This window comes from Chryseobacterium sp. SSA4.19, from assembly GCF_022601875.1.
GTDB lineage: Bacteria > Bacteroidota > Bacteroidia > Flavobacteriales > Weeksellaceae > Chryseobacterium.
Genome location: NZ_JAKVIP010000012.1, coordinates 1 through 12,453 on the forward strand (window position 1 = coordinate 1; position 12,453 = coordinate 12,453).

Consider the following 12,453-nt stretch of genomic DNA (forward strand, 5'->3'; position numbering starts at 1 on the left):
AACTCTAAGATAGCTTTTTTAGAGATAATCTCAACAAAAAATTGAGGCTGACCAAACTTTTTGGACAGCCTCTTTTTTATGATGATTGCTTATCATTAAATAAATGAAAAAATCTGGACATGTGATTGTGGCTTATTCTCATCCTGTACATCCATTCTTGATCTGAAAGCGTCTTTCACCTTCCCGTCCGATTTACCGTGACAGACTCTATTTTCGGTTAAATTTTTTATTGAAAAATAAGGTTTCTGATGACAAAAATGGCCCGTTTGATACTTTTAGAATCTAAATAGATGAAATTTAAATCATTGAATTGATGATATTTATATTTTTGATTGTCAGGTAGATGCATGTGAGTTTATATTTGTTAAACAACTGTTTGAATCGATTTTATGAAAATAAAGTGTATTTTATACATTTATTTCAAATAGAATGTTATATTTGTCTGTAACGGAATATGAAATTTTGTTCATAATGGAATATGATTTCAGATTTATTGAATTTTTGATAAAGGGTATATATTCTTCGCGGATGATTTAAAATCATGGTGATTTTTCTAATAATGAAGTGGTATTCAATAATCAGTTCCAGGATTTAAAGGCTTCATTAAAAATTACAGATACAAATCCAAATCCATACAATAATATGAATACATAATTCTGCTTTGCCTTTTGTATTAAAATGGTTTCAACAGATCATAAGAATACGAAAGGAACATTTCCAACAAATTTGTGTACCGATTTTAGCCTGACTATCCAACAGTCAGGAAGGTTTCTTAGTGACAAAACCAATCATTCTGAAACAGATATAAATACTCTTCAGCAGCTTGCTGGAGCTTAACCTAAAACAACAAGACTATGAAAAAACTTGCTCAGCGCATTGCCCTTGCTGCGGTCTGTATCCTTACAGGCATCAGCGTTTCCGGGCAGCTTACCACGGTAAGAATTAACAAAAACACGACCTACCAGAAAATTACCGGCTTCGGCGGATTTGTCTGCAGTCCGCAGTTCGGGTATAATCACATGACGACTTCGGAAATCCAGACCCTTTGGGGAGCCGGTAGCCAGGGAGGATACAACATCATGAGGCTGTACATCCCGGAAGACAGCAACAACTGGAGTTCCGTGCTGGCTACGGCCCAGCTGGCAAAATCGATGGGACTGACCATTTTCGCGAGTCCATGGACAATGCCGGCCGCCTGGAAAACCAATAATCATGTAAATGCGGTGTACACCGATGCCAACGGCGTACAGCAGGTCGGTTACCTGAAAACCGCCAATTACCAGGATTATGCTCTGTATCTCAATAGCTTCGTTACCTATCTGCAGAGCAACGGGGTAACGCTGGATTATATTTCCATCCAGAACGAACCCGATGAAATGGCGCAGTACCAGGGATGCATCTGGACACCGGCGCAGATCGCTACATTTGTACGTGATTACGGTCAGCTGATCAACTGTAAAGTCATCGCTCCCGAAAGTGTGGGCTTTACGGATAATTTCGCCAATGCCATGCTCAACCAGCCTACCATGGACAATTTTGAAGTCTATGGCGGACACCAGTACGGCCTGATGCAATCTGCCTACAAACAATTCCAAAACAACAACAAAGAAATCTGGCAGACGGAATACCTCATCAACTGGAACCCTTCTACCGGGACGCCACGCGACTTCAGCTGGAACCTGGATGCCTTTAACTTTGCTTCCAGCATCAATAATGCCATGCTTGGCAATGTGAATGCCTGGATCCATTATGCCGCCAAGCGATATTATGCGCTGATGGGTGACGGAACCAACGGAACAACCACCGGGGTCATGACCAAAAGAGGCTATATTCTTTCGCATTACGCCAAGTATACCACTGGAAAAACGCGTATCGCCGCAACATGGGGCGACACCACCGGGATGCTTCAGGGGTCTTCCTACATTTCCCTGGATGGCAATCAGGTCGTGCTGATGGTCATCAATCCGTCAGCGAGTGCCTACAATCTTAAAATCGATCTGCCGTTTTATTCCACTTCGGGCACCAAAGTGCTGACCGATGCACAGAACAATATGGCCACGACACCGATCACGATGGCGCAGACCTTCCGTCCCGGCGTAACGATCAACGCATCCAGTGTGATGACTTTCGTATTCAATAAGAGTGGTGACCGCCCGGTCTCAACGATGACCGGAAGCGATATCCGTTACAACAAAATTGAAACGATGACGCCGACCAATTCCGCTTTCGGAACAGGGTTTAACATCAGCAATACGACGGCAACATTCTCCAATGCCAGTCCGTTGATCAGCACCAATACCACTGCGGCTAACGGCTATTTACAGCTGAACGACCGCTACAACAAAATGGTACTTCACGTAAACAGCTTTACCACAGCGGGACAGAGCTATTCCGACAATACCACATTGTATTACATCAACAGCCAGGGGCTCACAAAATCTTACAACTACGGAAAAATCACTTTCCCGGCAGGAGGAAACTTTGATATTACTTTGGATATTTCAAGACAGGTGCTAACGGACGGCTGCAAAGGTATTTTAGGACTACGGAATTCCAATTACGGCTCTGTGCTCACCCTGAATTTAGGCGATGTGTATTTCAACGTCGGTAACGAAGTGGCTTCAAATTTTGCAGGCTCTTATTCCGACGGCGACAGCAATCTGATGGATGCCCTGGAAAACGGCTATTACACTTCAGTAGATTTCAGGAATACAACCGGAACAACTTCTGCAAACAACTGGCAACAGGGAAGTGCCAATTCCAACAGCATTTATTATGTGCCATCCACGGTAACTTCTTCTAATAACAACGTAATTTCGGGAATAAGTGCTGCCAATCTTGTCCTTTCAGACCAGGGGAAAGATTTCCAGGTTCCGTTTACCTTCAGTGCATCAGCTGCATCGTATTCCCGTACATTCAACGGATTTGAAATGCTGCTTTTGCCTTTTACGGCAACGATTCCGTCCGGAGTGAGTGTTTATCAGTTAGCACCGAGTGCTACCGGAATCAGCTGTACCGCTATTACGAACGGAACCATTCCTGCCAATACACCGGTATTGGTGAATGCCACAGGAGCCGTTACCTTCCAGGGAACCGGAAATGTTTCCACGCCGAAAGCCATCACCGTCAACCAGATGAACGGGGTGTACAACACCATAAAAGTTCCGGCCAACAGCTATATTTTACAGACGGTTAACGGAACCCCGCAATTCTCTAAAGTAGTGGCAGGAAGCGAACCGATGATCAATCCTTTCAGAGCGTATCTTACAGAGGAAAATACTTACACCGCATCGGTACTTCCGTTAAGCTTTACAACATTGGCAACCAAAGATATTTTTGCCGGTAAAGATGAAATCAGCCTGTACCCAAACCCGGCCAAGACAGAAGTGTTCATTGAGCTGAAGTCTTCCGGTACCGCTTCCGTATTCGATGCTAAAGGTAGTCTCATCATTAAAGACCAGCCATTGCGTGCCGGTAAAAACCGCATCGACATCGGACAGCTTCCTTCAGGAATGTATCTGGTGGAAATTTCCCCATCCGGAAATAAATCCGTTCAGAAAAAGTTTATCAAGCAGTAACCATTTAATATAAAAGTGACGTAACTGTAATTATGGCCGGAAGAAAATCTTCCGGCTTTTATTTTTTATTTAACAATCAATAAAAGATGTGTAAATGATTTATATTTAACCTCAGATTTGCAAACGGAATTTAGTATGAAAACAAGTGCAGGCATTTTATTATTTAAAAAAGATCAGGGAAAAATTTTCTATTTCTTAGTGCATCCGGGTGGTCCATTCTGGAAGAATAAGGATATCGGGGCATGGTCTGTTCCGAAAGGTGAATCTGATGAAGGAGAATGCTTACTGGACCGTGCTGTGATTGAATTTGAAGAAGAAACAGGCAAAGCTATAGCAGGAAATTTTATTGAATTGCAGCCGATAAGGCAGAAATCAGGAAAAAAGGTTTACGCTTGGGCATTGGAAAGAGATCTGGTATTGTCGGGATTACAAAGCAATACAATACTTATTGACTGGCCGCCAAGATCAGGCAAAAAAATGGAAATTCCTGAAGTCGACCAATGGCAGTGGTTTGAAACAAAGGAAGCCCGGAAAAAAATAAATCCCGCACAGGCAGGATTTATAGATGAGCTCGAAGCCTTGATTAGCGGAAGTGAGTAGGTTTGTACTTTTTCAGCATACGGTTACTATTCTTCCTTTTCTTTTTTAAAGCTTACTACTTCATAATTTCCATCTGAGCAATATTCTTTACAGCTTTCATCAGTAAAAGATTCCGGAGACTGTAAGAAATCTTCAATATACTTTGCACTTTCATCTGTATTGGCTGGGGTAATCACTACATGAAAAAGATTTAATACTGATTCATCGGCATTCCGAAGAGATTCCTTCTTGCGCTCTTTAGCTTCCTGGTAATTCATATCTGTATTTTAGAGTTTGTGAATTAATGAACAAACTATGCCAATTGCTATATTTTAAGAAAATACTTACTGTTTGTGGTATCTAACGGCTTTTATCTTTAATGCAATGGCTTGATTTTAGATAATTGTTTTCCAATTAATATCAAAATAACCATTGATGGGAAAGTTTAAAAAAATAACATTGAAAATTTTAAAATGGACAGGAATTTTTATAGCATCCGTCCTTTTTCTGATGTTTATCCTGCCCATACTGTTTCCGGGAACCATTTCAGCACAGGTAAAGATATTTGCCAATAAACATTTGGCTGGTAAGTTGGACTACCGAAAAACACATCTTACTTTTTTCAGGCATTTTCCTTCACTCACCGTTTCGGTAGACGATTTTTTATTGAAAGGATCAAAACCTTTTCAGAATGATACGCTGCTGTCGGCAAGAGAAGTCTCAGTAGGAATCAATCTGAAGAACCTGATCTTCGACCGTCAGGTGAAAATAGATGAAATCTACGTAACCGATGCTTATGCGAATGTATTTGTCAATACCAAGGGAGAGGCCAATTACAATGTGTATGTTTCAAAACCATCAAAGAAGCCTAAAGATACTTCCAGTGCAGGCCCTTCAATAAAGCTTGATCTGATTAAATTAAAAAACTGGAATATCAAATATAATGACCATGCGGCAAGGGTTCTTGTAGATGCCAAAGGATTGAATTATACAGGAAAAGGAGGATTAAGCGAAGATATCTTTGATCTTAAAACCGATCTTGATATTGATAAGCTTGATTTCAGCCTGAACAGAGTGTATTATGCCCAGCAAAAAAGATTACATGCTGATCTGATAACGAGGATCAATACCAATGCCTTAACTTTTGTATTAAGAAAAAACGAGCTTAGAATCAATGAACTGCCGTTAAAATTTACAGGTTTTTTGAGTATCTTGAAAGACGGGTATAATCTTGATATCAAGGCAGCTTCTGAAAAAACAACAATCCGTGATATGATTTCCGTATTGCCGCCACAATATCTGAGTTGGGCAAAAGATACTAATATAGAAGGAAACAGCGACTTATTTTTCAGTTTAAAAGGGAAATTCAGCGAAAAAGAAAACCGTAAACCAAGACTGAACGCACGGCTGTTTGTACAGGATGGCTATGTATCTAACGGTAAAGCACCGGTTCCGATGAATCACCTTAATATGGATCTGAATGTTGACCTTCCTTCTCTGAATACGGACTTATTGGGAATCGACCTTAAAAATTTAAGCTTTGATCTGGGGCCGAATAACAGCTTCAAAGCAGTGGTAAAAACCAAAGGGCTCAATGAGATGATGGTAAATGCAGATATCAAAGGAGCAGTCAATCTGCAAACGCTTGATCAGGCCTTAGGATTAAAAGATATTGATGTCAGAGGCTTGATGGATACAAATATCAAGTCAAACGGCATTTTCAGTCTGGATAAGAAGCTGTTTCCTAAAACCAACGGATATCTTAATCTGAAAAACGGATGGCTGAAAACAAAATATTATCCGAACCCGATACAGAATATCAATATGGTGGCTAATATTGTTAATACAGATGGGACTTTCAAAAGCTTAGGAGTTAAATTAAACCCTTTCAAATTTGATTTTGAAGGAAACCCGGTGTTCATTAATGCAGACCTTCAGAATTTTGAGGATGTACTGTATAAAGTACGTGCAAAAGGTGTCCTGAATGTCGGAAGGATTTATAAAGTGTTTGCTAAAAAAGGATTTGATGTGAACGGCCTGATCATGGCAGACCTGTCATTAAACGGGCGACAGAGCTATGCGACTACCGGCCAATACAGTAAGCTTGATAATAAAGGAAACCTGATCTTAAAAAATATAAAAGCAACCACCGAATATCTTCCGAAATCTTTCTTCATTAAAGAGGGAAATTTCCAGTTCGAGAATGAAAAAATGTGGTTCAGGAAATTTTTCGCTACGTACGGAAAATCTGATTTTGCCTTAAACGGTTATCTTTTAAATACCATCAACTATTTTATTGAACGTAAAGGGACACTTCACGGGACATTCGGGCTAAATTCCAATTACATACTGATTGATGAATTCATGGCTCTGAAAAACGGTGATAATGATAAAAAATCAATAAATGTAGAGTATGCAAAAGTAGAAAACCCGAAAAGCAGCGGGGTCGTAATTGTTCCTAAGAATCTCGATGTGGCTTTAAATGTAAATGCAAAAAAAGTAGAGTTTAAAGGGTTAGGATTAAACCATATTAAAGGAACCGCATCAGTAGAAAAAGGTCAGGTATATCTTAAGAATACCTCTTTTGACATCATCGGAAGCCGGATGAATATTGATGCGCGTTACCAGGATGAATCTCCGTTGACTGCCAATTATGATGTAGCGCTTAAAGTCCTTGATTTTAATGTGCAGAGAGCTTACAAGGAAATCGATATGGTCCGTGAGATGGCAACAGCAGCAAAAAATGTTAAAGGGATTGTTTCTGTAGATTACAAACTGAAAGGCGATTTTGATAAAAACATGAAGCCTATTTATCCTTCTCTTGAAGGCGGCGGGATTGTCAATCTCAGAGAGGTGGAAGTGAAAAACCTTAAAATGCTTTCTGCTGTAGGGGATAATATCGGGGCAAAGGCTTTTAATAATCCGGATATGAAGGGCGTTAATATTGAAACTCATATCAAAAATAATCTGATTCACGTAGATAAATTTACCTTTAAGGTATCTATCTTAAGGCCTACAGTCAGCGGTACATCCAGTTTCAACGGCCTCCTTGACTTAAGGATCAGAATAGGAATTCTTCCGGGTGGACTGATCGGTTTCCCGGTTGTGGTAACAGGCACTCATGAAAATCCTAAAATCAAAATATTAAGCAAAAAAGGGCAGGGGATTTTGGATGCCGTATATAATAAAAAAACGAATAAAGTAATCCGTCAGGAAAGAAGGGCTGAAAAGAAGAGCCGCAGACAGCAGCGGAAAGAAAAAGAAGCGCAGGAACAGAAAGCCAAAAATGCTGAAAAACAGATTAATAAAGATCTTAAGCAAAAATAATGTAGCGGGGATGAGTCAGTTAAGCTTATTTAATTCAGATGAGTATTTTCAGTTTCCGGAAGAACTGCTGGAGTATACCGAACACTTTTTAGACGCTAAAAAAGCGTCTAAGCTTGAGAAAAAGCTATTAGAAACTACACCATGGAAGCAAAATACACAAAAAATATATAACAAAACCGTCCAGACACCAAGACTCACTGCCTGGTATGGTAATGCGGGCAAATCTTATCATTTAGGCGGTAATGAGTTTATGGTCAATCAATGGTCACCAGAGCTTTTGAATCTGAAAAAAAAGATTGAAAAGGCGACAGGTTATGAATTTAATTCTGTGTTGCTGAACTTATACCGTGACGGAAACGATTCCGTGGCCTGGCACCGTGACAAAGAAAGTGAACTGGGTAACAGGCCGGCTATTGCTTCTGTAAGTCTGGGCCAAGTTAGAAATTTTGATTTCAGAAAAGTTGATGATCATAATAAAAAACACAGTCTGCCTCTTCAACATGGTTCACTGCTGATTATGAAAGGCGATCTTCAGCTGCATTGGGAACACCGTATTGCAAAATCTGCACAGCCTTTAAAACCGAGAATAAATCTTACATTCAGAATGATCCGTGAGATTTCTACTCTACTATAGATGAATAATAAGATGAAAAACGGTGCTTATTAAGAAAATATATAATTAACCGTTTTAACATAAGTTGGCAAAGAAATTGTGTATATGTAAATGAAAGTATTAAAAAACAACAGCTATGAATATTACGTACTACGATTTTAAAAATATGCCGGATAATGAACAGCGCAGTTTAGTGATGAATGAAGGACGCGTAATGAACGAAAGGACAATTAATACGATTAAATACGTACTTTATGAAGTTTCACAATTTACAGTAGAAATGATTTACAATACGATGAATAATAAAGTAGAAGGTATTAATGTGTTCCAGAATAAGGGAGCGTATGCTGTATAAGCAGATTATTTTATAAATATCCGAAAATATTAAAGAGTAACTTATTAGTTATTCTTTTTTTTGTGTATCCATGCTTTGGAATTAATAAAAAATCCCCAGAATAGGATCTGAGGATAAAAACTAATAACCATGAAAACTCAAATTAAACATGAGTAAATTATAGTATTAAAATATTATGCCACTAATGTATATTAAACAAATGTTTAGTAAAAATTAAGATTTTTTAAGAAAAATTAATAGTTTTTTATTCTGGCACACTTTATTCTATACGTACAATACTTAAAAAATAATATCATGGCAGAAAGAATTTTTAAAAAAGAAGATTTTGTAAAAAGTGATTCAGAAGATTATAAATTACAGTTCCGTAAAGATGAAATAGGAATAGGATCAGATCTTACTGTAGAAAGAATAGATGATTCCGGTGAACATGAAGTTGTTCAGGCACATATTCATAGGTATGACGATTATGTGGAAATCTTCTGGAGCGAGCCATTTAACGGCAGGCTGCTTTTTGACAGCAAAGTAACCTTTGGTGAATAAGAAAACAAGGTCCCCTTTTGATAAGGGGATTTTTATTATAATCTATTCTGCAAATACCATATTTTATACAATAAAGTGCTGTAAAGGATCTTTAATGGCATAATAATAGGTTAATTTCAGTCACAGCCAAAATATTCACAAAATGAAATCAGATCATAATATTGACAGAAGTCTTGAAGGAAAAACAGTAGTCATAACCGGTGGAAGCAGTGGAGTGGGAAGAGCTGCCGCAGAAGCATTCGCTTTGGAAGGCTGTAATGTAGTCATTGCTGCAAGAGGTAAGGAGGCTCTGGATGAAACGGTTGCCCTTTGCAGGGATTTGGGTGTGGTGGCGTTGGGCATTCCGACCGATGTATCTATCGCCTCAGATGTTCAGAATCTTGCCAATAAAGCCATGCAGTTTAACGGGAGAATTGATATCTGGGTAAACAATGCAGGGGTAATGGCAAGCGGAAAGTTTGAAGAAATTCCGATGGATTTAAACGAACAGGTTATTAAGACCAATCTTTTCGGATATATGCATGGTGCTTACAATTCTTTACCGGTCTTTAAAAAACAAAAAGAAGGAATTCTTATTAATAATATTTCTATCGGAGGTTTTATGCCGGCACCGTACAGTGCTGTGTATTCATCAACCAAATTCGGCATCCGCGGGATGATGGAATGTCTGCACGGTGAAATTTCAGATTTTCCGGATATTCATATCTGCAATATCTATCCGCAGATCCAGCGTTCTACCGGTAATATGCATTCTGCTAAATTTTCGGGACTTGATTTTAAAATTCCGCCATTAGCAGCAGATCCTCGTGATACCGCGGCAAAGTTTGTAGAGTTGGCAAAAAATCCCAGAAAAGAAATGTTTCCTGATACCATGTCTAAAATTCTTACCAGTGTTTACAAGCTGTTTCCTAAACCCGTTATCAATACAGCATCTGCAGGCATGCGGCTGATGATGAAGGTGAAAAATGCACCGTCGGATTCAGGCAATATTTTACAGCCGTCACCGGAACCACACAGGATTTATGGAGAGACCATCCTTCCGGTAGTATCTAAAAAAACAAAAATAGCCGCTCTTGCCGGTTTGGGATTAGGGCTGGCTTTCATGTTTCTCAAATCAAAGTCTTCAGCAAATAAAGTATAATCTAAAGTTTCCAGCGATAAAGTTTTAAAAGTTCCGGACAAATCAAGATTGTCCGGAACTTTTAATAAAAATCAATATCAACTGACTCATGATTTTAAGCAGGTCTTATTAAATTCGTATATTATTTGCTGCATAATTCATTTAAAACGGATACTTTTGCACCAGTGAATGAATTGATGGGAATTTAGAGGTAAAATTATTAATATATAATGATCAAAAAGCCTTTACACAATTTCCATATTCCCGTGATGGGATTGGCTTACACGATAGACAGCCCTATCCGTGTGGCACAGTACGGAATATCTTCCGTAATTTCTATAATTGATGATGAGATTATAGAAAAAATGAAAAATTTTTACAGCAAGAAATTCAATCTTGACTATGGCAGCATTTCTAGCAGGATCGATGACTACCGTGCCAAAAGAATTACTGCCTACCTGGATATGGTGGACGATATTGTAAATGAAAAGTTTGAGACATTCAAAGAAGAAATTTCGAAGAATGCAACAGCACTCAGAAATTTTATAGACATGCTTCCTAATACTTCAGAGGTCAAGGCCGGTATGAAAAGTATTTTGGACCAGAATCAGAACGTTACCTCAACAATTAGAAGTTTTATCGAAAAGCACCTTTCACCAGGAAACATAGACGTCAATATTATGACGAAAGTGGATAAAGAGAACTTTAAAAATGATGAACCATTACCGGTAATTTTCAATGATGCGCATGCATCTCTACGCGGTTTTGCGAAAAGCAAACTGTCTTCTTCAGTAGTGCTTTCTGCAGGAATGAATCCCCGGCTGTATGGATATCTGGAAGATTTTGATGATTTCTTTCCTGATAGGAACGGAGTACTCAAAAAGAAGATTATCCTGAAAGTAAGTGATTTCCGTTCTGCAATGATTCAGGGGAATTTTTTAGCTAAAAAAGGGCTTTGGGTCTCCGAGTACAGAATAGAATCCGGTCTGAACTGCGGCGGGCATGCTTTTGCTACCGAAGGGTTGCTATTAGGAACGATTCTGGAAGAATTCAAACAAAAGAAAAACGAATTGGTCCAGTCGGCGTATGCTTTAATTATCAAAGCCCTGGAACAGAAACAAAGGTATTCCTTTTCCAGTCCTCCGGAGATGAAAATAACAGTTCAGGGCGGGATAGGAACTTCTGAAGAACATGATTTCCTTTTACATACCTATAACGTCGAAAGTATCGGTTGGGGCTCTCCGTTTCTATTGGTACCGGAAGCAACTTCTGTAGACCATGAAACCCGGGAACTGCTTATACAGTCAAAAGAAGCAGACTTTTATCTAAGTAATCTTTCTCCCTTAAGCGTTCCTTTCAATACGGTGAAAGGAACATCAAATGAGATCATCAGGCAAGAGAAACAGAAAAAAAACAGGTATGGAAGTTCATGCCCCAAAAAACTGCTGGCTTTAAGCCGGGAATATGCGCCGGAAGGAATGTGCACGGCATCAAAAAAATACCAGGATATTAAATTCAGGGAACTGGATGCCGAAAAGGGCAATCTCTCTGAGGGTTTAATTAAAAGAAAAATGGAGGAGATCACTGAGAAGGCCTGCCTTTGTGTAGGATTGGTGAATGCTGCCTACCTTGAACAAAACATTCCCATAAAAGGAGAAAAGCAGGGAGTTGTCATTTGTCCGGGACCTAACCTGGCATATTTTGATAAAGAAGTTTCTCTTTCTGAAATGGTTCAGCATATTTATGGAAATACGAATATTCTCTCACCAAACAACCGTCCGAATATGTTTGTTAATGAACTGAAAATGTATGTTGACCATCTTCAAAAAGAAATTGCTGACCATTTTGGAGAAATCACCAATTCGCGGATGAAAAAATGGAATGCTTTTAAAAACAACCTTTTACAAGGAATTGATTATTACAGAAATATATTTGCTGAATCTCATTTTTTTAAGAAAGATCTTTTCCTTATTCAACAGCTTCAGCAATATGAGTCTATACTTTTGAAGATGGACATTTCAAAGATTTAAATATCTTATAAAAGCCTTCAGCCAGTCTGAAGGTTTTTCGTTTAAGATTTCATTTAAAAAGTTTGACCAAAACTTTTACCAGCACATTCATGCTGTGAATCATTGTTCCGGACGAATTGAAATTTACACTGGCACCTCGTCTGCCAACGGTTGTGGATCTTCCTTTCTTGCTGATATTTAAATGAATTCCGGGTATGACCATTATTCTTTTCCTGTAACTCCAGCCCATTTTTTAAATTGTTTTTTAGTAATTCAAAATTACTTCTGATTCTTAGATGACGTTTACGGTTTTTTCGTAACAAATCAACTAA

The 12,453-nt window shown here is 38.7% G+C and carries 10 protein-coding genes; 8 read left to right on the forward strand and 2 right to left on the reverse strand.

The features are described from left to right. The first annotated feature begins 854 nt into the window (after positions 1-854). Both MKJ01_RS09865 and MKJ01_RS09870 read left to right on the forward strand, forming a co-directional pair. Positions 855-3,578, forward strand: coding sequence for a T9SS type A sorting domain-containing protein (locus MKJ01_RS09865; protein WP_241613802.1), 2,724 nt, complete (start codon positions 855-857; stop codon positions 3,576-3,578). 135 nt (positions 3,579-3,713) lie between these two features. Continuing rightward, entirely contained in the window at positions 3,714-4,178 is a 465-nt protein-coding gene (locus MKJ01_RS09870) for an NUDIX domain-containing protein (protein WP_241613801.1), read from the forward strand. A 26-nt stretch (positions 4,179-4,204) separates the two neighbouring features. Here MKJ01_RS09870 and MKJ01_RS09875 read toward each other — a convergent pair whose 3' ends face one another. Next, complete coding sequence (locus tag MKJ01_RS09875) at positions 4,205-4,435, reverse strand: hypothetical protein (RefSeq protein WP_241613799.1); 231 nt, start codon at positions 4,433-4,435, stop codon at positions 4,205-4,207. A gap of 157 nt (positions 4,436-4,592) precedes the next feature. Between MKJ01_RS09875 and MKJ01_RS09880 the strand changes: the two genes are divergently transcribed. The 6 genes from MKJ01_RS09880 (at position 4,593) to MKJ01_RS09905 (ending at position 12,142) form a co-directional block, all read left to right on the forward strand. Beyond that, the gene (locus tag MKJ01_RS09880; RefSeq protein ID WP_241613798.1) at positions 4,593-7,484 is read left to right on the forward strand and encodes an AsmA-like C-terminal region-containing protein; all 2,892 of its coding nucleotides are present in this window, start codon (positions 4,593-4,595) and stop codon (positions 7,482-7,484) included. Next, on the forward strand, positions 7,444-8,118 hold the full coding sequence (locus MKJ01_RS09885; protein ID WP_241632594.1) for an alpha-ketoglutarate-dependent dioxygenase AlkB: 675 nt from the start codon (positions 7,444-7,446) through the stop codon (positions 8,116-8,118). Before MKJ01_RS09880 ends, MKJ01_RS09885 begins: the two co-directional genes overlap by 41 nt. A gap of 115 nt (positions 8,119-8,233) precedes the next feature. Next, complete coding sequence (locus tag MKJ01_RS09890; protein WP_241613796.1) at positions 8,234-8,452, forward strand: hypothetical protein; 219 nt, start codon at positions 8,234-8,236, stop codon at positions 8,450-8,452. 294 nt (positions 8,453-8,746) lie between these two features. Then, positions 8,747-8,992 carry a hypothetical protein gene (locus MKJ01_RS09895; protein ID WP_241613795.1) on the forward strand — a complete coding sequence of 82 codons (246 nt, stop codon included), beginning with the start codon at positions 8,747-8,749 and terminating at the stop codon, positions 8,990-8,992. Positions 8,993-9,134: 142 nt separating this feature from the next. Continuing rightward, the gene (locus tag MKJ01_RS09900; RefSeq protein ID WP_241613794.1) at positions 9,135-10,133 is read left to right on the forward strand and encodes an SDR family oxidoreductase; all 999 of its coding nucleotides are present in this window, start codon (positions 9,135-9,137) and stop codon (positions 10,131-10,133) included. A gap of 209 nt (positions 10,134-10,342) precedes the next feature. After that, positions 10,343-12,142 (forward strand): hypothetical protein, encoded by a 1,800-nt coding sequence (locus tag MKJ01_RS09905; protein WP_241613793.1) that lies wholly within the window; start codon positions 10,343-10,345, stop codon positions 12,140-12,142. A 49-nt stretch (positions 12,143-12,191) separates the two neighbouring features. Here MKJ01_RS09905 and MKJ01_RS09910 read toward each other — a convergent pair whose 3' ends face one another. Further along, positions 12,192-12,371 carry a DUF4236 domain-containing protein gene (locus MKJ01_RS09910; RefSeq protein ID WP_302850483.1) on the reverse strand — a complete coding sequence of 60 codons (180 nt, stop codon included), beginning with the start codon at positions 12,369-12,371 and terminating at the stop codon, positions 12,192-12,194. Positions 12,372-12,453 lie beyond the last annotated feature (82 nt).